Source organism: Nocardioides sp. cx-169 (assembly GCF_021083605.1).
Classification (GTDB): Bacteria; Actinomycetota; Actinomycetes; order Propionibacteriales; family Nocardioidaceae; genus Nocardioides.
On the sequence record NZ_JAJNRO010000013.1, the window covers coordinates 25,441 to 47,187 of the forward strand.

Annotated in this window: 22 protein-coding genes; 16 read left to right on the forward strand and 6 right to left on the reverse strand. The window is 72.0% G+C overall.

The features are described from left to right. Positions 1-251 precede the first annotated feature (251 nt). Positions 252-1,412, forward strand: coding sequence for an ADP-forming succinate--CoA ligase subunit beta (gene sucC, locus LRP67_RS16890; protein ID WP_231271330.1), 1,161 nt, complete (start codon positions 252-254; stop codon positions 1,410-1,412). Positions 1,413-1,422: 10 nt separating this feature from the next. Then, positions 1,423-2,304, forward strand: a complete 882-nt coding sequence (gene sucD, locus LRP67_RS16895) for a succinate--CoA ligase subunit alpha (RefSeq protein WP_231271331.1) — start codon at positions 1,423-1,425, stop codon at positions 2,302-2,304. Positions 2,305-2,376: 72 nt separating this feature from the next. On the opposite strand, the gene LRP67_RS16900 is transcribed toward sucD, so the two are convergent. The 3 genes from LRP67_RS16900 to LRP67_RS16910 all read right to left on the reverse strand — a co-directional run bounded on the left by LRP67_RS16900 (position 2,377) and on the right by LRP67_RS16910 (position 4,798). Further along, positions 2,377-2,607, reverse strand: coding sequence for a hypothetical protein (locus tag LRP67_RS16900; protein ID WP_231271332.1), 231 nt, complete (start codon positions 2,605-2,607; stop codon positions 2,377-2,379). A gap of 3 nt (positions 2,608-2,610) precedes the next feature. Further along, positions 2,611-2,844, reverse strand: coding sequence for an RNA polymerase sigma factor (locus LRP67_RS16905; RefSeq protein ID WP_231271333.1), 234 nt, complete (start codon positions 2,842-2,844; stop codon positions 2,611-2,613). 94 nt (positions 2,845-2,938) lie between these two features. After that, complete coding sequence (locus tag LRP67_RS16910; protein ID WP_231271334.1) at positions 2,939-4,798, reverse strand: hypothetical protein; 1,860 nt, start codon at positions 4,796-4,798, stop codon at positions 2,939-2,941. Between the two features lie 100 nt (positions 4,799-4,898). Here LRP67_RS16910 and LRP67_RS16915 point away from each other — a divergent pair, with 100 nt between their 5' ends. From LRP67_RS16915 to LRP67_RS21950, 5 genes are all read left to right on the forward strand, one after another. Further along, the gene (locus LRP67_RS16915) at positions 4,899-6,176 is read left to right on the forward strand and encodes a DUF6350 family protein (protein ID WP_231271335.1); all 1,278 of its coding nucleotides are present in this window, start codon (positions 4,899-4,901) and stop codon (positions 6,174-6,176) included. A 160-nt stretch (positions 6,177-6,336) separates the two neighbouring features. Further along, positions 6,337-6,921: a phosphoribosylglycinamide formyltransferase gene (purN, locus tag LRP67_RS16920; RefSeq protein WP_374107429.1), complete on the forward strand. Its 585-nt coding sequence runs from the start codon at positions 6,337-6,339 to the stop codon at positions 6,919-6,921. Between the two features lie 108 nt (positions 6,922-7,029). After that, on the forward strand, positions 7,030-8,586 hold the full coding sequence (gene purH, locus LRP67_RS16925) for a bifunctional phosphoribosylaminoimidazolecarboxamide formyltransferase/IMP cyclohydrolase (protein WP_231271336.1): 1,557 nt from the start codon (positions 7,030-7,032) through the stop codon (positions 8,584-8,586). A gap of 135 nt (positions 8,587-8,721) precedes the next feature. Continuing rightward, complete coding sequence (locus LRP67_RS16930) at positions 8,722-9,570, forward strand: bifunctional methylenetetrahydrofolate dehydrogenase/methenyltetrahydrofolate cyclohydrolase (RefSeq protein WP_231271337.1); 849 nt, start codon at positions 8,722-8,724, stop codon at positions 9,568-9,570. Beyond that, entirely contained in the window at positions 9,567-9,923 is a 357-nt protein-coding gene (locus LRP67_RS21950; RefSeq protein WP_231271338.1) for a DUF3017 domain-containing protein, read from the forward strand. The genes LRP67_RS16930 and LRP67_RS21950 overlap by 4 nt, the downstream gene beginning before the upstream one ends. A 115-nt stretch (positions 9,924-10,038) precedes the next feature. Here the strand turns inward: LRP67_RS21950 and LRP67_RS16940 are convergent, their stop codons facing one another. Next, a complete protein-coding gene (locus LRP67_RS16940; RefSeq protein ID WP_231271339.1) occupies positions 10,039-11,025 on the reverse strand; it encodes a malate dehydrogenase in 987 nt (328 codons plus the stop codon). Positions 11,026-11,127: 102 nt separating this feature from the next. Between LRP67_RS16940 and LRP67_RS16945 the strand changes: the two genes are divergently transcribed. Next, entirely contained in the window at positions 11,128-11,847 is a 720-nt protein-coding gene (locus tag LRP67_RS16945; RefSeq protein WP_231271340.1) for a hypothetical protein, read from the forward strand. 34 nt (positions 11,848-11,881) lie between these two features. Here LRP67_RS16945 and LRP67_RS16950 read toward each other — a convergent pair whose 3' ends face one another. After that, positions 11,882-12,970, reverse strand: coding sequence for an MIP/aquaporin family protein (locus tag LRP67_RS16950; RefSeq protein ID WP_231271341.1), 1,089 nt, complete (start codon positions 12,968-12,970; stop codon positions 11,882-11,884). A gap of 203 nt (positions 12,971-13,173) precedes the next feature. Between LRP67_RS16950 and LRP67_RS16955 the strand changes: the two genes are divergently transcribed. From LRP67_RS16955 to LRP67_RS16970, 4 genes are all read left to right on the forward strand, one after another. Continuing rightward, the gene (locus tag LRP67_RS16955; protein ID WP_231271342.1) at positions 13,174-15,384 is read left to right on the forward strand and encodes an NADP-dependent isocitrate dehydrogenase; all 2,211 of its coding nucleotides are present in this window, start codon (positions 13,174-13,176) and stop codon (positions 15,382-15,384) included. A gap of 139 nt (positions 15,385-15,523) precedes the next feature. Next, entirely contained in the window at positions 15,524-15,988 is a 465-nt protein-coding gene (locus tag LRP67_RS16960) for an SRPBCC family protein (RefSeq protein WP_231271343.1), read from the forward strand. After that, positions 15,985-16,398, forward strand: a complete 414-nt coding sequence (locus tag LRP67_RS16965) for a hypothetical protein (RefSeq protein ID WP_231271344.1) — start codon at positions 15,985-15,987, stop codon at positions 16,396-16,398. Before LRP67_RS16960 ends, LRP67_RS16965 begins: the two co-directional genes overlap by 4 nt. Before the next feature lie 42 nt (positions 16,399-16,440). Further along, positions 16,441-17,667, forward strand: coding sequence for an MFS transporter (locus tag LRP67_RS16970; protein WP_231271345.1), 1,227 nt, complete (start codon positions 16,441-16,443; stop codon positions 17,665-17,667). Here the strand turns inward: LRP67_RS16970 and LRP67_RS16975 are convergent. Continuing rightward, positions 17,628-18,725, reverse strand: a complete 1,098-nt coding sequence (locus LRP67_RS16975) for a GNAT family N-acetyltransferase (RefSeq protein WP_231271346.1) — start codon at positions 18,723-18,725, stop codon at positions 17,628-17,630. The two genes, LRP67_RS16970 and LRP67_RS16975, sit on opposite strands and share 40 nt — an antisense overlap. Before the next feature lie 91 nt (positions 18,726-18,816). Here LRP67_RS16975 and trpS point away from each other — a divergent pair, with 91 nt between their 5' ends. Genes trpS through LRP67_RS16995 form a run of 4 tightly spaced genes read left to right on the forward strand, consistent with a single transcriptional unit; the run spans position 18,817 to position 21,733 of the window. After that, positions 18,817-19,872 carry a tryptophan--tRNA ligase gene (gene trpS, locus LRP67_RS16980; protein ID WP_231271347.1) on the forward strand — a complete coding sequence of 352 codons (1,056 nt, stop codon included), beginning with the start codon at positions 18,817-18,819 and terminating at the stop codon, positions 19,870-19,872. Positions 19,873-19,902: 30 nt separating this feature from the next. After that, entirely contained in the window at positions 19,903-20,421 is a 519-nt protein-coding gene (locus LRP67_RS16985; protein ID WP_231271348.1) for a 2'-5' RNA ligase family protein, read from the forward strand. Between the two features lie 29 nt (positions 20,422-20,450). After that, complete coding sequence (locus LRP67_RS16990) at positions 20,451-21,512, forward strand: YihY/virulence factor BrkB family protein (RefSeq protein ID WP_231271349.1); 1,062 nt, start codon at positions 20,451-20,453, stop codon at positions 21,510-21,512. Further along, positions 21,509-21,733 carry an SCO4848 family membrane protein gene (locus LRP67_RS16995; protein WP_231271350.1) on the forward strand — a complete coding sequence of 75 codons (225 nt, stop codon included), beginning with the start codon at positions 21,509-21,511 and terminating at the stop codon, positions 21,731-21,733. The genes LRP67_RS16990 and LRP67_RS16995 overlap by 4 nt, the downstream gene beginning before the upstream one ends. Positions 21,734-21,747: the final 14 nt, after the last annotated feature.

Here is a 21,747-nt window from a genome sequence, read left to right on the forward strand (position 1 = left end):
GCGCGGAAGCCAGAACTGTAACGGATGGGTCAGGGACCCGAAAATCCCGCCGGGACCAGTGTGGAGAACTCTCGGCGTCCTGTCTGGAGAACGGCGCAGCCGGTGTCTTGTTACCCGTCGGTCGTATGCCCCGCATCACGTCGGGCGGGCTCGTCGTAGGCCCGGGGGCGGGACTAGGGTGCCGGGGATACCCCAAGCACGGCGAGCAGCCGGCCAGGCTACCCGCTCACATACGAGGACACGGTGGATCAGTGGATCTGATGGAATTTCAGGCGAAGGAGCTCTTCGCCAAGCACGACGTCCCGGGCACGCCCGGCATCGTCGCCACGACGCCGGCCGAGGCACGCGAGGCCGCCGAGAAGCTGGGCGTCTGCGTCGTCAAGGCCCAGGTCAAGGCGGGCGGTCGCGGCAAGGCCGGCGGCGTCAAGCTCGCCAAGACCCCCGACGAGGCCGAGGAGCACGCCACGGCGATCCTCGGCATGGAGATCAAGGGCCTCACGGTGCACCGCGTGCTGATCGCCCCGGCCGCGAGCATCCAGGAGGAGTACTACTTCTCCTTCCTGCTCGACCGCGCCAACCGTCAGTACCTGTGCATCGCCAGCGTCGAGGGCGGTGTCGAGATCGAGGAGGTCGCGAAGACCAACCCCGACGCCGTCAAGCAGATCCCGATCAACGCCGGCACCGGCGTCGACGAGGCCAAGGCCCGCGAGATCGTCGCGGAGGCCGGCTTCCCCGAGCCGCTCGTCGAGCAGGCCGTGACCACGGTCCTGAACCTGTGGAAGGTCTTCGTCGAGGAGGACGCCACCCTGGTCGAGGTCAACCCGCTCGCCCGGCTCGAGGGCGACGTGCTGGAGGCCCTCGACGGCAAGGTGTCGCTGGACGAGAACGCCGAGTTCCGCCACGAGGACCACGCGCAGTTCGAGGACAAGGACGCCGCGGACCCGCTCGAGGCCAAGGCGAAGGCCAAGGGCCTCAACTACGTCAAGCTCGACGGCGAGGTCGGCATCATCGGCAACGGCGCGGGCCTGGTCATGTCGACCCTCGACGTCGTCGCGTACGCCGGTGAGGGGCACGGCGGCGTCAAGCCCGCCAACTTCCTGGACATCGGCGGCGGCGCCAACGCACAGGTGATGGCCGACGGCCTGGACGTGATCCTGAACGACTCGCAGGTCAAGAGCGTGTTCGTGAACGTCTTCGGCGGGATCACCGCCTGTGACGAGGTCGCCAACGGCATCAAGGGCGCGCTGGAGATCCTCGGCGACGAGGCCACCAAGCCGCTGGTCGTCCGGCTCGACGGGAACAACGTGGAGGAGGGCCGCCGGATCCTCGACGAGCTCAACCACCCGCTGGTCACCCAGGTCGACACGATGGACGGAGCGGCCGACAAGGCCGCCGAGCTCGCGAACGCGTAAGGACGAAGACATGTCTATCTACCTCAACAAGGACTCCAAGATCATCGTCCAGGGCATGACGGGCGGCATGGGCTCCAAGCACACCACCCTGATGGTCCAGGCCGGCTCGAACATCGTCGGCGGTGTCAACGCGCGCAAGGCCGGTACGTCGGTCGAGCTCGCCGGCCAGGAGCTGCCGGTCTTCGGCAGTGTCGCCGAGGCCATGAAGGAGACCGGCGCCGACGTGTCGGTCGTCTTCGTGCCGCCGGCGTTCACCAAGGACGCTTGCATCGAGGCCATCGACGCGGGCATCGGCCTGCTCGTGGTCATCACCGAGGGCGTGCCGGTGCAGGACACGGCCGAGGTGTGGGCCTACCTGGACGGCAAGTCGACGCGGATGATCGGTCCCAACTGCCCGGGCATCATCACCCCCGGCGAGTCGCTGGCCGGCATCACCCCGCACACCATCGCGGGCACCGGCCCGGTCGGCCTGGTGTCGAAGTCCGGGACGCTGACCTACCAGATGATGTACGAGCTGCGGGACTTCGGCTTCTCCACCGCCATCGGCATCGGCGGCGACCCGATCGTCGGGACCACCCACATCGACGCCCTCGCGGCGTTCGAGGCGGACCCGGACACCAAGGCGATCGTGATGATCGGCGAGATCGGCGGCGACGCCGAGGAGCGCGCCGCGGCGTACATCAAGGACAACGTGACCAAGCCGGTCGTCGGCTACGTCGCGGGCTTCACCGCCCCCGAGGGCAAGACCATGGGCCACGCCGGCGCCATCGTCTCCGGCTCCTCGGGCACCGCGCAGGCCAAGAAGGAGGCCCTCGAGGCCGTCGGCGTCAAGGTCGGCAAGACGCCCTCCGAGACCGCCCAGCTCATGCGGGACATCCTGCAGAGCCTGTAGCACCCGACCAACCCGCTGACCCGTCAGAGACTTTCTGACGGGTCAGCGGCATTTCGGTGAGGTGGTGACGGGTCAGCAGCCGGCGCGGGTGAAGGCGCACAACGCGGCAACGACCTCCAGGAGCCCGGTGGGTCGCTGCGCGACGCCGGGCGCCTCGTACCCGCTGAAGGTCGATGCGGCCAGCAGCGTGGGTCCCACCCGGCGCCGGTGGCGCTCGCCGAGGCGCCGCACCTCGGCGGGCGGCAGGGGGTTCCGGGGGGCTCCCGGGTCGAAGCTCTCGAGCTCGTCGATGGGGTCACGCACGGGTCACTCCCTCCTCGAGGCCGCCGGAGCCGTGTGGCTCGTCGGCGAGCAGCGCCACGGTGCGGACCCACGCCTCCGCCGCGCCGTCTCGAGCTGGCGACGATGTGCCCAGGCCCGGACGAAGGCCTCCTGGACGCACTCCTGCGCCTCGTCGCGGTCTCCGATCATCGCGTAGAGCTGGGCGGTGACGCGCGTGAACGACGCGGTATCGAGGTCGTCGAACTCACGCTCGTCCATCGACTGTCCCGTCTCGCGCTGCCTGGTGGTGCGGTCGGGAGGGATACGCCCTCGGAGCCACCACGGTTGCAGGCCGGCCCGGTGAGTCTGCCGATCAGGTGCGGTCGGGGGCGGGCAGCCGGCCCAGGCGGTCGAGCGCCCGCTCGGCCAGGCCGACGAAGGTGCCGTCGGCCATCTGGGCTCCCTGCGCCGGGACGAAGCCGAGCTGGGCGACCGCGGTGCCGTGGCGCAGGACGGCCATCCAGTAGGTCACCGACTCGGAGTCGGAGATCTCCGTCGTGAGCTGCCACACCGACAGGTCGGTGGTCGAGGTGTCGCGGTGGGCCACCCGGGTCACGTCGGTGCCGAGGTCCTCGTCCGGGCAGGCCGCCAGCCGGGTGCGGATCCGCTCCACGAACCTCTCGGCCCGCTTGAGCGGCAGCGCGCCGATGGTCTCGGTCAGGCCGAAGCGGTCGGGCAGGCCGGCCTTGGGGATCACGAACGTGCGAGTGGCGGTGTTGCTGAACTTCGCGCCCTCGAACGCGCCGGTGAAGCGGGCACCCTCGCACCTGGTGGCGGCGGGGTTCTCGTCGGCGCGCACGGGCGGGGTGCCCGCCCAGGGCCGGTTGACGCCGCCGACCGGCGGCAGGTCCAGCTCGGCCAGCATCGCGGGCAGCCTGCCCATCGGCAGCGGCGGCACCGGGACCAACCGCGCCCGCTGCGTGCACGCGCCGGCCTCGGGCAGCGCGCACAGTCCGCTGACGGCCGATCCGAGCAGCCGGGCCCCCGCGTTCACGTCGGGGCGGGCGTCGTCGCGGACCCGGGAGGAGGTCGTCGTCACGTAGCGTCCGGTGCGGGCGACGCCGACCGTGACGGTCTCCACCGGCCGCGCCCACGAGCGCAGGGTGAACAGCATCGCCTGGTCGCCGACGCCCTCGACGCGCCGCGTGGAGAGCAGCTGGACGCGCTCGACCTGGCAGCCGGCATACCAGCCGAGCGCCGTGCGGTAGGCCGCGACGGCGGCCCTGGGGGAGCGCGACGCCTCCGCGACCTGGACCACCGAGGTCGGCGGCCGCTTCTGGGTGCGTGGGGCGGTGAACGTGCGCACCAGCGTGGCCCGGCCGCGGGGGTCGGCGTAGCGCTCGCGCTGGCACAGGGTGGCCATGCCGGTGCCCTCGGAGTTGTCCGTGGTCTCGCCCTCGGTCCAGCTGCGGCCCTCCTGGCCCACGGAGGCCTGGGCGACGGTGAGCAGGCTCTCCTGGGGCAGCACCACCTCCGGTGGCCCGCCGCTGAGGAGGGGTCGGTCGGGGCCCGCTGCGGCCGTGCGGTCGAAGTCGAGCGAGGGACGCACGCCGGTGGCGTCGGTGATGAGGGAGCCGCTCAGCAGGAACGCCGCGACGAGGGCGACGACGCCGGCGGTCGTGTGGGTGCGCCGCCGGGCCGCACCTGCCCGCCGTACGATCGGGGCGCGCGGGAAGCGCACCGCGCTCACGATCGGTGCGAGGCCCTGCAGCATCAGGGGGATCTCGCCCGCGGCGACCTCGCGCGCCAGCGCGAACTGCGCGGCGCCGCTCTGCAGCTCCCGCTCGGCCTGCTCGAGCGGTACGCCGATCTCGCGGGCCATCTGGGGCATGGACACGTCGGCGAGCTGGGTGAGCAGGAGCGCCTTGCGCTGCAGGACCGTCAGCGTGGCGAGGGCGTCCAGGGTGGCGCGCACCTCGGGGTCGATCTGCTTGTCGCGGTGCCACAGCCGCGCGGTGTGGCGGCGCTGGGCGTGTCGCCACGCGTGCGGGCGGACGGCCGCCTCCGGGTCGTCGAGCTGGGAGATCTTGCGCCAGTGATGCCAGGCCACGATGTAGGAGTCGCGCACGGCCGTGCGGGCCGCGGTGAGGTCGCCGGTCAGGGCGTACGTCTGCAGCAGCAGTCGCTCGCCGGTCTCGCGGTAGAACGCGTCGAACGCGTCAGGGTCCCTCATCGCCGGACAACCGTACGCGAGGCCAGGTGGCCCGCCAAAGTGCCCGGGGTCGGCGTGGGAGCGCGGTACGCCGTGGCGCCCGCGTGATGATGAAACGGCCATGACCTCACTGCTGCCCTCCACGCGAAGCTCCTCGACCCGGGACCGCAGACGCTCCGAGGCCGAGGTCGCCCGCGACCTGGCGACCCGCCGGCCGCTGGTCCTGCTGGCCGCGCTGGGCGGGATCGCCGCCGCCGTCAGCACCCTCCTGGTGTGCCTCGCCGTCGGCGTCGTCGGCTGGTTCCTGACCGACGCCGGGGCCCATGGCACCCCGCGCGACGGGCTGCGCTCCGGCGCCCTCGGCTGGCTGCTGGCGCATGGCTCCGGGGTGAGCGTCCAGGGCGCGGCCGTCACCATCGTGCCGCTCGGCGTCACGGTGCTCTGCGCCTGGGCGATCTGGCGGGTCGGGCACCGCGTCGGGGAGTCGGTCTCCGGGCACGGCCCGGACGCCACCCGGATCGCCGACGGCGAGCGCGACCTCACCGTCCCGGTGGCCACCATCGTGTTCGCGCTGGGGTACGTCGCGACCGCGCTCGTCGCAGTCCGGCTGGCCGGCACTCCGGCGACCTCGCCCGACACCGGCCGGGTGGTCCTCTGGTCGCTGGTGCTCACCGCGCTCGCCGGGGGGTGCGCCATCGCCGTCGGCTCGGGACGGGCCGCGATCTGGGCCTCGTTCGTTCCGGCGTGGGCGCGCGCGGCGCTTGCGGGCTGCCGGCGGATCCTGGTCACCTGGCTGGTGGTCTCGCTGGCGACGTTCGCGGTGGCGCTGGTCCTCGACTTCAGCACGGCCGTCAACGTCATGTCGCAGCTGCACACGGACGCCGGCGACGCCACCCTGTTCACGCTGCTCAGCGCGATGCTGCTGCCCAACGCCACGATCTTCTCCGGTGCCTACCTGCTGGGACCCGGCTTCACCGTCGGCGTCGGCACCCTGGTCTCGCCGGGGGCCGTCGTCGTGGGGCCGCTGCCGATGTTCCCGCTGCTGGCCGCCCTGCCCGACGCCGGGCCGCCGGCGGGCTGGACGACCTACCTCGTGGCCGTGCCGGTCCTGGTCGCCGCGCTCGGCGCCGCCTGGGCGCAGCGTCGGGTGCCGACCCTGCGCTGGGAGGAGGGCGCCGTGCGCGGCCTCGCCGGCGGCGTTCTGGCCGGGCTGGTCTTCGGCCTCCTGGCGGCCGTCGCCGGAGGCGCAGCGGGACCGGGCCGGATGCGCGACGTCGGCCCGCTCGCCTTCGACGTGCTCGTCTACGCCGTCGCGGCCTTCGGCATCGGCGCGCTGCTGGGCGGACTGGCGACGACCTGGTGGCAGCGCCGCGGGGCGGACGCCGACGAGCAGGCCTGAGCCCGGCGCTCTAGGATCGGGCGCGTGCCCGCCCCCGCCCGTCTTGTCGTGCTCGTGTCGGGCTCCGGCACCAACCTGCAGGCGCTCCTCGACGCCTGCCAGGATCCCGCCTACGGTGCGCGGGTGGTCGCGGGCGGCGCCGCCCCCGACGACAACGAAGGTGAGGCCCGCGCCGCCCCCGCCGGCGGCCCCACCCCCCGCCCCGGGGGGGGGGGCGCCCGCGGCCGCCCCCCCCCGCCACGACATCGAAGGTCTGGCCCGCGCCGACCGCGCCGGCGTCCCGACGTTCGTCAAGCGGGTCCAGGACTTCTCCACGCGCGAGCACTGGGACCGCGCCATGGCCGAGACCGTCGCCGCCTTCGAGCCCGACCTCGTGGTGCTCGCCGGGTTCATGAAGCTGGTGGGCCAGGAGTTCCACGACCGCTTCGGTGGGCGCGTCGTCAACACCCACCCCGCGCTGTCGCCGTCGTTCCCCGGGATGCACGGTCCCGCCGACGCCCTCGCGTACGGCGTCAAGGTCACCGGCTGCACGCTGTTCGTCGTCGACGACGGGGTCGACACGGGCCCGATCGTGGCGCAGCGCGCCGTGGAGGTGGCCGAGGACGACACCGTCGAGTCGTTGCACGAGCGGATCAAGGGCGCGGAGCGGAGCATGCTGGTGGAGGCGGTGGGCCGGATGGCGCGCGAGGGCTTCACCGTCGACGGCCGCGCGGTGCGGTTCGGCGCCACGGCCGCGTCCCGATAGGCTGGGCCCACACGACTGGCGCGGGTGGGCAACCACCGGGGAGTGATCGTGGTACGGCCATCGTCCGCCTGGGTGGCCCTCCTTTCTCTCGACCGAGGAGTGCACCCTGTGAGCGACGACCTGCAGATCCCGATCAGGCGGGCCCTGGTCTCCGTCTACGACAAGTCCGGCCTCGAGCAGCTCGTCCGCGGGCTCCACGACGCCGGCGTGGCCCTGGTCTCGACCGGCGGCTCCGCGGCGCTCATCGACGGCCTCGGCCTGCCGGTGACCAAGGTGGAGGACCTGACCGGCTTCCCCGAGTGCCTGGACGGCCGGGTCAAGACCCTGCACCCGCGCGTGCACGCCGGCATCCTCGCCGACCGCCGCCTGGAGTCCCACGTCGCGCAGCTCGCCGAGCTCGACGTCGAGCCCTTCGACCTGGTCGTGGTCAACCTGTACCCGTTCCGCGAGACCGTCGCCTCGGGCGCGTCGCCCGACGAGGTCGTGGAGCAGATCGACATCGGCGGGCCCTCGATGGTGCGCGCGGCGGCCAAGAACCACCCGTCGGTCGCCGTCGTCACCTCGCCCTCCGCCTACGGCGACGTGCTGTCGGCCGTCGCGACCGGCGGCTTCACGCTCGGCCAGCGCAAGCGGCTCGCGGCCGAGGCCTTCGCCCACACGGCGTCCTACGACGTGGCGGTGGCGAGCTGGTTCGCCTCCGGCTACGCCGGCAGCGACGACGCCTGGCCGGCGTTCGCGGGGGAGACCTGGACCCGGTCCGCGGTCCTGCGCTACGGCGAGAACCCGCACCAGGGCGCGGCGCTCTACGTCGACGGCACCGGCGGCCTCGCGGGCGCCGAGCAGCTGCACGGCAAGGAGATGTCCTACAACAACTTCGTCGACACCGACGCCGCGCGACGTGCCGCCGCGGACTTCGACGAGCCCGCGGTGGCGGTCATCAAGCACGCCAACCCGTGCGGCATCGCGGTGGGGGCCGACGTGGCCGAGGCGCACCGCCGTGCGCACGCCTGCGACCCGGTCTCGGCGTTCGGCGGCGTGATCGCGGCCAACCGCCCTGTGTCCGTGGCGATGGCCGAGCAGGTGGCCGAGGTGTTCACCGAGGTGATCGTGGCGCCGGCGTACGAGGACGGCGCGGTGGAGGTGCTGCAGGGCAAGAAGAACATCCGGATCCTGGTCTGCGAGCAGCCCGCCGGCGAGCGGCGCACCGAGCTGCGCCAGATCAGCGGCGGCATGCTCGTGCAGGAGCGCGACCACGTCGACGCCGACGGCGACGACCCGGCCGCCTGGACGCTCGCGGCCGGCGAGGCCGCCTCGCCGGCCCTGCTGGCGGACCTGGCCTTCGCCTGGAAGGCCTGCCGCGCGGTCAAGTCCAACGCCATCCTGCTGGCCAAGGACGGCGCCTCGGTCGGCGTCGGCATGGGGCAGGTCAACCGCGTCGACTCCTGCCGCCTCGCGGTCGAGCGCGCGGGGGAGCGGGCCGCCGGCTCGGTCGCCGCCTCAGACGCGTTCTTCCCGTTCGAGGACGGGCCGCAGGTGCTGATCGACGCCGGCATCACCGCGATCGTCCAGCCCGGCGGGTCCGTGCGCGATGAGCTGACGATCGAGGCGGCACGCGCCGCTGGGGTCACCATGTACTTCACCGGCACCCGGCACTTCTTCCACTGAGACGTGCCCGAGGAGGGTGCCCCCGTCACCGGGTCTCGACACGGCGGTCGCGCCCTCGTTCCTCGGTCGCGCGCCTCGCTCGACCACCGATATCGGGTCCGCTGACGCGTCCCCGATGATGCAAGGATGTGACAGATGACCGCACAGCGACTGGACGGGTCCGCGACCCTCAAGGTGATCAAGACCGAGCTGACCGAGCGGGTGCGCCTGCTCAACGACCGGGGCGTCTTCCCCGGCCTCGGCACGGTGCTGGTCGGTGACGACCCCGGCTCGCACTGGTACGTCGGCGCCAAGCACAAGGACTGCGCCGAGATCGGCATCGAGTCGATCCGCCGCGACCTGCCGGCGACCAGCACCCAGGCCGAGGTGGAGGCGGTGATCGACGAGCTCAACGCCGACCCCGCCTGCACCGGGTTCCTGGTGCAGCAGCCGACCGGTCTGGACGAGTTCGCGCTGCTGTCGCGGGTCGACGCCGACAAGGACGTCGACGGCCTGCACCCGCTCAACCTCGGCAAGCTGGTGCTGGGGGAGTCCGGCTCGCTGCCGTGCACGCCGATCGGCTGCATCGAGCTGCTGCGCCGCCACGGCGTGGAGCTCAACGGGGCCGAGGTCGTCGTGGTGGGGCGTGGACTGACGGTCGGCCGGCCGCTGGGGCTGCTCTTGACGCGGCGCTCGGAGAACGCCACCACCACGCTGTGCCACACCGGCACCCGCGACCTCGCCGCGCATGTCCGGGGCGCCGACGTGGTCGTCGCGGCCGCCGGCGTACCGGGGATCATCACCGCCGACATGGTCAAGCCCGGCGCGGCCGTGCTCGACGTCGGGGTGTCGCGCGTCGACGGCAGGATCGCCGGCGACGTGGCCGAGGACGTGTGGGACGTCGCGGGCTGGGTCTCGCCCAACCCCGGGGGCGTCGGGCCCATGACGCGCGCCATGCTGCTGACCAACATCGTGACGATGGCCGAGAAGGCTGCCGGGCTGTGACCCAGGGCCCGCTCCCCGACGACCGCCTCCCGCAGGAGCCGGTCGACGCGGACGAGCCCCCAGCGGCATCCGACGAGCGCCGCTATCCATCGACGATCGGCGGCGCGTTCTACCTCGTGATCCTGCTGACGACCGCGGTCGGGTTCGTCATCGTGGTCACCGGCGACTGGCGGGTGGGCATCCGGTGGCTGGCCCTGTCGCTCGTCGCCGCATCGGCGGCCCGGCTGGTGCTGCCCGAGCGCGACGCCGGCATGCTCGCTGTACGGGACCGCTGGTTCGACTGCGTGCTCCTGGCCGGCGTCGGCGCCGCGCTGCTGTTCCTCGCGCAGACGATCCCCGACCAGCCTGTCTGACGGCGGAAGGCGTGAGTTTCACCGGGTGCCCGGTGAAACTCACGCCTTACGGTTGTAACATAGGTCGGGGGGCTCCCGATTAACCGGGGGCCCGGGGCCTCTCGGGGCGCGTGGGTCAGATGAGACCCAACTCGGTGACGGCCTTGCGCTCGTCGTCGAGCTCGGCGACCGACGCGTTGATGCGTCCGCGCGAGAACTCGTCGATCTCGAGGCCCTGGACGATCTCCCAGTTGCCGTCCTTGGTGGTGACGGGGAACGAGGAGACCAGGCCCTCCGGGACACCGTAGGAGCCGTCGGAGACGACGGCCATGGAGACCCAGTCGTCGGTGGCGGAGCCGAGCAGCCAGTCGCGGGCGGCGTCGACGGTGGCGGAGGCGGCCGAGGCGGCCGAGGACGAGCCGCGGGCCTCGATGATGGCCGCGCCGCGCTTGGCGACGGTCGGGATGAAGTCGTTCTCGATCCAGGCCTGGTCGCCCACGACCTCGGCGGCGTTGCGGCCGCCGACCTCGGCGTGGAACAGGTCGGGGTACTGGGTCGCCGAGTGGTTGCCCCAGATCGTCATCTTCTTGATGTCGGTGACGGCCGCGCCGGTCTTGGCCGCGAGCTGGGAGATCGCGCGGTTGTGGTCCAGGCGGGTCAGCGCCGAGAAGCGCTCCTGCGGGATGTCGGGGGCGTTCTTCAGCGCGATGAGGGCGTTGGTGTTGGCCGGGTTGCCGGTCACGCCGATGCGCACGTCGTCGGCGGCCACGGCGTTGAGCGCCTTGCCCTGGGCGGTGAAGATCGCGCCGTTGGCCGACAGCAGGTCGCCGCGCTCCATGCCCGGGCCGCGCGGGCGGGCGCCGACCAGGAGGGCGAGGTTGACGCCGTCGAAGATCTTCTCGGCGTCGTCGCCGATCTCGATCCCGGCGAGGTTCGGGAAGGCGCAGTCGTCGAGCTCCATCACGACCCCCTCGAGCGTCTTGAGGGCGGGCGTGATCTCGAGCAGCCGCAGCTCGATCGGGCGGTCCCCGAGCAGCGAGCCGCTCGCGAGACGGAAGAGCAGGCTGTAGCCGATCTGGCCGGCGGCACCGGTGACGGCGACCTTCAACGGGGCTGAGCTCACAGGGACTCCTAGGCGAGGACGAGGAAGGGGAACCCTTCCGACGCTAGCAGCGGTGAGGCGCCCCGAGTGACCGGGGTCGCAGCCGTGAGAGACGATGGCGCCATGACTCGCGCGGCTCCCCGACACGCCGTACGGCGCACGCTCGCGACCGCGGTGTCCCTGGCCGCGCTCGCCACCGTGGGACTGGTCTCCGGCTGCAGCAGCGCCTCACCGTCCAGCCCGCCGGCCGGCGTGGACGAGCTCACGGTGCCCACGCCGAGCCCTGATCCGCGCGACTTCGTCGACGTGATCGACAACCCGTGGCTGCCGCTGGAGCCGGGCGCGCAGTGGTCCTACGACCTCGTGGACGGCCCGGGCGGAGTGCTGGTGCGGGTGGCCGAGGAGCGCCGCACGGTCGCCGGGGTCGCCGCGACGGTGGTCGAGACGGTGGCGACCCTCTCCGACGATCCCGACGGCTCCGGCTGGAGCACGCCCACCAGCACCGACTACTTCGCCCAGGACGACGCCGGCAACGTGTGGTGGCTCGGCCGCGAGGGGGAGTGGCTGGCAGGTGAGGCCGGCGCCGAGGCCGGCATCGCGATGCTCGCGACCCCGCGGCTCGGCGACGGCTACGCCCAGGCCCGTCCGGGCCCGCTGGCGGAGGTGGTGGACCTGGAGGGCGAGGCGCGGGTGCCGGCCGGAGCCTTCGAGGATCTCGTGGTCGTCGAGACCACGGAGCCTGGTGGACGGGTGCTCCGGTCCGCCTACGCACGGGGCGCCGGCCTGGTCTCCGTGGAGACCGAGACCGGCGCCCCGGACGCGTCACTCGAGCTGGTGGGATGACCTGGTCATCCCCATCGGGATCGCTCCCGGTCGGCTAGACCCCGTCGGGCGGGCGGACCTGGGTCTGACCGCCGCCGGCGTCGGGGTTGGGCCACTGAGCCTGCGGGGCCTGGGGCGCCTGCTGCTGGGCCGGGATCCACTGCTGGGCCTGGGGGTCCCACTGCCAGCCGTCCTGGATGATCGGCTGCTCCCCCCAGCCGCCCTGCTGGGCGGAGGCCTGCTGCTCGGCCGCCGGCGCGGCCGCGTGGGCGGCCGGGTAGGCGGGGTTCTGCTGGTTCCACTGCTGCTGGTACTGGTCGGGCATGCCGTAGCCGGGCACGGCCGCCACGCCGGGCCGGCCGAAGTTCAGCCCGGAGCCGGGGACCGGGTCGGTGGCGCGCCCGAAGATCGCGGGGTAGAGCAGGCCGGCGGCCGCGGCGCCGAGGAGCGGGCCGAGGATGAAGACCCAGACCTGGATGATCGGGTCGGTGCCGGAGAAGAGGGCCGGGCCGATGGAGCGGGCGGGGTTGACCGACGTACCGGTGGCGGGGATGGCGACGAAGTGGATGGCCGCCAGCGTCAGGCCGATCACCAGCGGCGCCATGCCGGGGTGCTCGTTGCGCTCGTCGGTGACGGCGAGGATGACCAGCACGAAGATCGCGGTGAGGACGAGCTCGATCAGCAGCGCGGCCCACAGCGCGTAGCCGGTGCCGTCGTCACCCCAGCCGTTGGCGCCAAGGCTGGTGTCGAAGGCCTCGAAGCGGTCGAACCCGAGGCCGAAGACCAGCAGCACACCGCCCGCGACGATCGCCCCGAGCAGCTGGCCACCGATGTAGACGGGGGTCTGGCTCCACGCCATGCGGCCGCTCAGGGCGGCGCCGACGGTGACGGCCGGGTTGAAGTGGCCGCCGGAGATGCGGCCGAAGGCGTAGATCATGACGGCCACCGCGAAGCCGAAGGACAGGCCGATGGAGGTGATCAGCAGCAGCGACGCGTCGGCGAACTCGGAGCCGTAGCGCTGGCTGGCGATCAGGAAGGAGCCGCAACCGAAGAGGACGAGCACGAAGGTGCCGAGCGTCTCCGCGGCGAACTTCTGGCCGGTCGTCGGGGGTGCGGGAGCTGGGGGTGCGTCGGTCTGTGACATGGCGGTGTGTTGCCCTTCAGCGGGGTGGTCGAAACCTGCGGATCGATCCACTCTAGACCGGCCGAGTGCCAGCGCGCGGCCTCGCCGTTGCCGCCCGAGGCCCGTGGTGCGAGGCTGGCCGGGTCCGACGACGGTCGCCGCGTCAGGTATCTTGACGTCAAGGAACTTCCGTCCCACTCGCCACCGTTCAGGAGCCGCAGGACATGGCCAAGATCATCTACACCCATACCGACGAGGCGCCGCTGCTGGCGACGTACTCCTTCCTGCCGATCATCGCGGCCTACGCCGCCAAGGCCGGGGTGGACGTCGAGACGCGGGACATCTCCCTGGCGGGCCGGATCCTCGCGCAGTTCCCCGACCGCCTCACCGACGAGCAGCGCGTCGACGACGCCCTCGCCGAGCTCGGCGAGCTGGCCACGACGCCCGAGGCCAACATCATCAAGCTGCCCAACATCTCCGCCTCCGTGCCGCAGCTGAAGGCCGCGATCAAGGAGCTGCAGGAGCAGGGCTACGACATCCCGGACTTCCCCGAGAGCGCCGACTCCGACGAGGACAAGGCCGCGCGCGCCGCCTACGACAAGGTGAAGGGGTCCGCGGTCAACCCGGTCCTGCGCGAGGGCAACTCCGACCGCCGGGCTCCGGCTTCGGTGAAGAACTACGCGAAGGCGCACCCGCACCGCATGGGGAAGTGGAGCCCCGACTCCAAGACCAACGTGGCCACGATGGGCAAGGACGACTTCTTCTCGAACGAGAAGAGCGTCGTCGTCGAGAAGGACGACACGCTGCGCATCGAGCACGAGGCCGCCGACGGCACCGTCACGGTGCTCAAGGAGTCGGTGCCGGTGCTGGCCGGCGAGGTCGTCGACGGCACGTTCATGAACGTCGCGGCGCTGCGCCGCTTCCTGACCGAGCAGATCGCGCGGGCCAAGGCCGACGACGTGCTGTTCTCGGTGCACCTCAAGGCCACCATGATGAAGGTCTCCGACCCGGTCATCTTCGGCCACGCCGTGCAGGCGTTCTTCCCCACGCTGTTCGAGCAGTACGGCGAGCAGCTCGCCGCGGCGGGGATCTCGCCCAACGACGGTCTGGGCGCCCTCCTCGACGCGACCGCCTCGCTGCCCGAGGCCGAGGCCATCAAGGCCGCCGTGCAGCAGGGTCTCGCCGACGGCCCCGCGATGGCGATGGTCGACTCCGACAAAGGCATCACCAACCTGCACGTGCCCTCGGACGTCATCATCGACGCCTCGATGCCGGCGATGATCCGCCAGTCCGGCCACATGTGGGGCCCAGACGGCGAGGAGGCCGACACCCTCGCGGTGATCCCGGACTCCTCCTACGCCGGCGTCTACCAGACCGTGCTCGACGACTGCCGCGCCCACGGCGCCTTCGACCCCTCCACGATGGGCTCGGTGCCCAACGTCGGCCTGATGGCCAAGGCGGCGGAGGAGTACGGCTCCCACGACAAGACCTTCGAGGCGCCCGCGGCCGGGACGATCCGGGTCGTCGACGGCTCCGGCACCACGCTCATCGAGCACACCGTGGAGCCCGGCGACATCTGGCGCGCCTGCCAGACCAAGGACGCCCCGATCCGCGACTGGGTCAAGCTGGCCGTCACCCGCGCCCGGGCCACCGGCTCGCCGGCCATCTTCTGGCTGGACGAGAAGCGCGCCCACGACGCGAACCTGATCGCCAAGGTCAAGGAGTACCTCGCCGAGCACGACACCGAGGGCCTGACCATCGAGATCATGCCGCCGGCCGAGGCGACGGCGTACTCCCTGGAGCGCATCCGCCGGGGCGAGGACACGATCTCGGTGACCGGCAACGTGCTCCGCGACTACAACACCGACCTCTTCCCGATCCTGGAGCTCGGCACCTCGGCCAAGATGCTCTCGGTCGTGCCGCTCATGAATGGCGGCGGCCTGTTCGAGACCGGCGCCGGCGGCTCCGCACCCAAGCACGTCCAGCAGCTGGTGAAGGAGAACTACCTGCGCTGGGACAGCCTGGGCGAGTTCTTCGCGCTGGCCGCGAGCCTGGACCACCTGGCCGACTTCGCCGACAACAAGGGCGCCAAGGTGCTCGCCGCGACCCTCGACAAGGCGACCGAGACCTTCCTCAACGAGGACAAGTCCCCGACCCGCAAGATCGGCGGCATCGACAACCGCGGCTCGCACTTCTACCTCGCCCTCTACTGGGCCCAGGAGATCGCGGCCCAGACCGAGGACCCCGACCTGGCCGCGGTGTTCAAGCCGTTCGCCGAGTCGCTGGCGGTCGACGAGGAGAAGATCGTCTCCGAGCTCAATGGCGTCCAGGGCAAGCCCGCGGACATCGGTGGCTACTACCGACCCGACGACGCCAAGGCCGAGGCCGTCATGCGTCCGTCCGGCACCTTCAACGAGGCCCTCGCCGCACTCTGAGAGCCGCTTGCGGCACCCTCGGGAGCCTCGCACCACCGCTGACCCGTCAGAGACTTTCTGACGGGTCAGCGTCGTTCGCACCCGGTGGCGGGACCGTCCCGGCTTGAAATGCGGTGGCCGGCATGCACAGGGTGGGGGCATGACCACCGACGGAAAGATCACTGTCCAGCGCACGATCGACGCCTCCACGAGCGCGGTCTTCGACGTCTTGTCGAACCCCGCCCGGCACGCCGAGCTCGACGGGAGCGGCTTCGTCCTCAGCGACGAGCGCAGCGACCGGATCACCGCCAGCGGCCAGAAGTTCCGGATGAACATGACCGGGGAGCACATGGGCGGCGACTACCAGACCGACAACCTGGTGACGGCCTACGACCCGAACAAGATGATCGGCTGGCAGACCGCGCCGGCCGGCCAGGAGCCTCCGGGCTGGGAGTGGCTGTGGGAGCTTCAGGCCCAGGGCGCCGACAGCACCGAGGTACGCCTGACCTACGACTGGAGCAAGGTCACCGACCAGGCGCTGCTGCAGAAGGTCGGCTTCCCGCTCGTCTCCCAGGCCCAGCTCGAGGACTCGCTCGGCAACCTCGCCTCCGCGGTCGCCGGGTGAGGATGCGGGCCGCCGGGGCGGCTCTGGCCGCCGCGCTGTCCCTCGTCCTGGCCGGCTGCTCGGACGTCGAGGACGCCGCCAAGGACGCCGCCGGGGACGCGGCGTGCTCGGTGGCTCGGCAGGCCATGGACGAGGCCGCCACCCAGGCGGAGCAGGCCGTCGGCGACCTCGGGGCCGACCCCGCGGCCGCGAAGCGTGAGCTGACCGCGCTGCGCGACGCGCTGAAGACCCTGGAGGGACGCGTCGACGGCGAGTCCGGCGGCAAGGTCACCCAGGCCCGCAAGGCGCTCGATCGCCTGGTGACCCAGGCGGACGTCGCCCGCGCCGGGACCCCGGTGGACCAGCAGGCCGTCGACGACGCCCAGTCGGACCTGGACTCGGCGGTCGAGGACTTCCGCGACGTCTGCTGAGGAATAGGCGTCCGCCGGGGGCGGGTTGGACAATGAGTGACGATGACCAGCACCCTCGGCGCGACGCCGCCCGACGCCCCGCCCCGGGCCACGCACGCCGGTCTGGCGCTGCTCGCGCTGGCGATGGGCGGCTTCGCCATCGGGACGACGGAGTTCGTCACGATGGGGCTGCTGCCCCAGATCGCCGAGGGCGTGGACGTCTCGATCCCGACCGGGGGGCACCTCATCTCGGCCTACGCCCTGGGCGTGGTCGCGGGGGTACCGGTCCTGGCGCTCTTCGGCGCCCGGCTGCCGCGGCGAGGCCTGCTGGTCGGGCTGATGGCCGCCTACGGGCTGTTCAACGTGCTGACCGCGGTGTTGTCGAGCTACGAGCTGGTGCTCGTGGCCCGCTTCCTCGACGGGATGCCGCACGGCGCCTACTTCGGCGTCGCCTCGCTCGTCGCCGCCAGCCTGGCTCCTCCGGGCCGTACCGGGCGCTGGGTCGCGGCGGTGATGCTCGGACTGTCGTTCGCCAACGTGCTCGGCGTGCCCGCCGCGACCTGGCTGGGGCAGCAGGCCGGCTGGCGGGCCGCGTACGCGGCCGTGGCGGTCATCGCGGCCGTCACCGTCGCCATGATCCTCGCGTTCGTGCCGTCGTGCCCCGGTGACGCCGAGGCGACCGGACGCCGCGAGCTGTCGTCGTTCATGCGCAACGGTCAGGCCTGGCTCACCCTGCTCGCCGGCGCCATCGGCTTCGGCGGGCTGTTCGCCACCTACTCCTACATCGCGCCGATCGTCACCGACGTCGGCGACCTCGGCGAGGGCACGGTGCCGGTCTTCGTGCTGGCCTTCGGCCTCGGGATGGTCGCCGGCACCTGGCTGGCCGGCGAGCTCGCCGCCTGGTCGGTGTTCGGGTCACTGATCTGGTCGGGCGTGGGCTCGGCGGTCGTGATGCTCGTCTTCTGGCTGGTGGCGCCCTACGGCTGGTGGCTGCTGCCGGTCGTCTTCTCGGTCACCGCCCTCGGCTCGATCCTCGTCGTCAACCTGCAGCTGCGGCTGATGGACGTCTCCGGCGACGCCGCCACGCTGGGTGCGTCGATGAACCACGCCTCGCTCAACGTTGCGAACGCGCTCGGGGCCTGGATCGGCGGCGTGACGATCGCGGCCGGCTACGGCTACCGCTCACCCGCGCTGGCCGGCTTCGGCCTCTCGCTGCTGGGCATCGCGGTCCTGCTGTGGTCCGCCGCGGCTCACCGCCGCGGCGCGACCTCCGAGGCCAGCACGTCGTAGAGGGCCATGTCGGCGCGGCCGTCGCGGACGAGGGCCCCCAGGCGCTCAACGCCGAACTGCCGGTAGCCGTTGGCCTCGATGACGCGCCGTGAGGCGGTGTTGTCCACGGCGGCGTACGCCGTCACGCGGGCCACGCCCGGTTCCTGGATCACGTGCCGCGTGAGGAGCCCCATGGCCCTCGTCATCAGTCCGCGACCGCGCGCGTCCGGGTGGGTCCAGTAGCCGATCTCGCACTCGGCGCCGGGCGTCCAGTTGAACCAACCGATGGTGCCGAGCAGCCGGTCGTCGTCAGGTGCGGTGACCGCCCAGGTGACGCCGGTGGCCTCCGCCAGCTGGGAGGTGCGCGACTCCACGTAGGCGTGGGCGTCCTCGAGCGTGTAGGGGCTGGGCAGCTGCCCCAGCCAGCGCTGGGTGCGCTCCTCCGCGCAGGCCTCCTGGATGCGGGGAGCGTCGTCGGTGACGAGCGGTCGCAGGCGGACGCCGTCACCCGTGAGGACCGGGCACTCCAGCCACGTGGACCGGGGCTCGCGCGGGTCCTCGCGCAGCAGCGTGGCGACCCAGGCGTCGTGGATCTCGTCGCGCTGGGTGAGCCAGCGCCGTACCGTGCCGTCCACCTCGAAGCCGAGCCGCCAGGCGGTCCGGCGCGAGGCCCAGTTGCCGCGGTGGGCCCACCAGATGACCGTGGTGAGGCCCTGGGTGTCGAAGCCCCAGTCGAGCAGCAGACGCAGCGCCCGGTGCACGTGGCCCGTGCCGCGGATCCACGGGTGGGCGCCGTACGCGATCTCGGCGCGTCCGGCGCCCTCGTTGCGGAGCGACACCGTGCCGCCGAAGCGCCCCTCCGCCTCGATGGCGAAGGACCACTCGGTGTCGGCGAGCCAGCCCAGGGCCACGGTCTGGTCCACGTAGACCTCCGCCTCGGCCAGCGAGTAGGGGACCGGCACCGACGTCCACCGGACCGACAGGGGGTCCTGGCACTGCTCGAGCACTCCCGGGGCGTCGTCGTGGCGGTGCGGGCGGAGTGTCACGACGCCGTCGGTGAGGGTCACGGGCACAGGCATGCGAGCACCCTGCCAACCCGTGCTGCATGCGGCAAACCGATAACCGGCCCTGGCCCGGGCGGCCGGGAGACGATCGGGAAGAATGCCGGTCATGACCACGATCCAGCCCCAGGTCGACGTGCCCGCCGCAGCCTCGGGTGGGGCGCGCCCCCGGGTGCTGTCCGGCATCCAGCCGACCGCCGACTCGTTCCACTTCGGCAACTACCTCGGGGCGCTGAGGCAGTGGGTGGACCTCCAGCGCGACCACCAGCCGTTCTTCTTCATCGCCGACCAGCACGCGATCACCGTCGAGCAGGACCCCAAGGTCCTGCGCGACCGGACGCTGCGAGCGGCCGCCCAGCTGCTGGCGATGGGCATCGACCCCGAGCGCTCGGCGATCTTCGTGCAGAGCCAGGTCCCCGCGCACGCGCAGCTGGCCTGGGTGCTCAACTGCCTGACCAGCGTGGGCGAGGCGCGCCGGATGACGCAGTTCAAGGACAAGGCGGCCAAGGGTGGCGAGGGCGCGGCCAGCGTCGGCCTGTTCACCTACCCGATCCTGCAGGCGGCCGACATCCTGCTCTACCGCCCCCACTACGTGCCGGTCGGCGAGGACCAGCGCCAGCACCTCGAGCTGACCCGCGACCTGGCCCAGCGGTTCAACCACCGCTACAAGAAGACCTTCCGGCTCCCGGAGCCCTACATCCTCAAGGCCACCGCCAAGATCGGCGACCTGCAGAACCCCACCGCCAAGATGTCGAAGTCCGCGTCGTCGCCGGCCGGGATCATCGACATGCTCGACGAGCCGCAGGTGAGCGCCAAGAAGATCCGCTCCGCGGTGACCGACTCGGAGTCGACGATCCGCTTCGACCCGGAGGAGAAGCCCGGCGTCAGCAACCTGCTCACGATCTTCTCCTCGCTGACCGGCGAGGGCGTCGGCGAGCTAGAGGAGCGCTACGCCGGCAAGGGCTACGGCGACCTCAAGAGCGACCTGGCGGAGGCGGCGGTGGAGTTCGTGCGGCCGTTCCGCGAGCGCACGCTGGGGCTGCTCGACGACCAGGCGCACCTGACCGCCGTACTCAAGCGGGGTGCGGAGCAGGCAGGCGAGGTGGCGGAGGCGACGCTGCGCGACGTCTACCAGCGCGTCGGCTTCGTGACGGCCGCCCGCTAGCTGCGAGCCGACACCAGTAGAGTCGACTCGATGCCGACAATCGGAGTGGCCGTAGCGATACCGGAGCCCTGGGCCACCGAGCTGCAGGACTACCGGACCTCCGTCGGTGACGCCACGGCCACGATGATCCCGACGCACATCACGCTCGTGCCGCCCACCGAGCTCGACGACGACGGTCTCGCGATCGTCGTGGAGCACCTCGCCCGCGCTGCCGAGAAGGTGCCGGCGTTCACCGTGCACCTGCGCGGCACCGGCACCTTCCGCCCCGTCTCGCCGGTGGTCTTCGTGACGCTGGTCCGCGGCATCTCCGAGTGCGAGCTGCTCGCCGACGCCGTACGCCAGGGGCCGCTGGCCACCGACCTGGAGTTCCCGTTCCACCCGCACGTCACCGTCGCCCATCACCTCGACGACGACCGGCTGGACCAGGCCTTCGCCGAGCTGTCGGGCTTTGAGTGCAAGTTCGACGTGCACGAGTTCCACCTCTACGTGCACGACACGGAGCACGGGTGGCGCCCCACTCAGAAGTTCCAGCTGTGCCCGGCAGACTGACCGCTCGCGATCCCGGCAGGTGATGGTGCATGGCCTCCTTCAAGGAACGACTCTCCGCGCGGGTGACGCGCGTGCGCGAGCGACGCCCGATCATCGACCACCTGGTGCGCATGCAGGAGCACTACGGCACCGTCAAGGCGGGGCAGCAGGCAGGCGCCGTCACCTACTTCGGCTTCCTGTCCTTCTTCCCGATCCTGGCGCTGTCGTTCGCTGTGGTCGGTTGGATCGCCAAGGTCTACCCCGACGCGCGTGACACCACCGTCGAGGCGGTCGAGTCGATCTTCCCCGGCATGATCGGCGGCGACAACGGGATCGCGCTGGCCGACATCGAGGCCGCCGCCGGCGCCGCCGTGGGCTTCGGTCTCCTCGGCGTCCTGTACGCCGGCCTCGGGTGGCTCTCCAGCCTCCGCGACGCGCTGCTGATCACCTTCGAGCTGCCCGACTTCGAGCGCCCCAACTTCGTGATGGGCAAGCTGCGTGACCTGATCACGCTCGCTGCCGTAGGGATCACGTTGCTGCTCAGCGTCGCCATCTCCGGGGTGGTCTCCGGGGGCTCCGAAAAGGTCCTGGAGTGGCTGGGACTCGGCGTGGGCCTCAGGCCGCTGCTGTGGGTGCTCGGCGTGGTCATCGGGCTGCTTGCCAGCACCGTGCTGTTCCTTGCGCTGTTCCGGTTGCTCGCCGACCCGCACACGCCGAAACGCTCGCTGCTCTCCGGGGCGCTGGTCGGAGCGGTCGGGTTCGAGGCGCTCAAGCTGCTCTCGAGCACGCTGCTGCGGGCCACCAAGGAGCAGCCGGCCTTCCAGGCGTTCGGGATCGCGCTGATCCTGGTGGTCTGGATCAACTACTTCTCGCGGGTCGTCCTGTACGCCGCCGCCTGGGCGCACACCTCGCCGGCGGCCCGGGCCGCCCGCGTCGAGGAGCCGGTGGCCGTCCAGGGCCCGCAGGTGCCGTCCCTGACCGACCTGCCCGCGACCTCCGTCGCGGGGGAGCACCCGACGGGTCCGAGATCCTGGAAGGGCCCGTTCATCGCCGGGGCCGGCGCCATGCTGGCCCTGACCGCTGTCATGAGGAAGAAGGAGGAGCATCCATGAGGTTCGAGCGCAAGCACGCCGCCCTGCTCCTGGCCGTCGCGGCGTGGAACGTCGTCACCTTCGGCCAGTTCGCCCGCAACCTGTGGTCGGCCTACGACTCCGGCGAGGACCGCGCCACCGGCTACTGGGTAGCGCACTCGGTCCTGATCGTCGTCAACGTCGCCATCGCCGCGATCCTGGGCTCCCTCGGCTGGAAGGCCCTCAGGGCCACCCGTAGGTGACCCGCTCGGTGGTC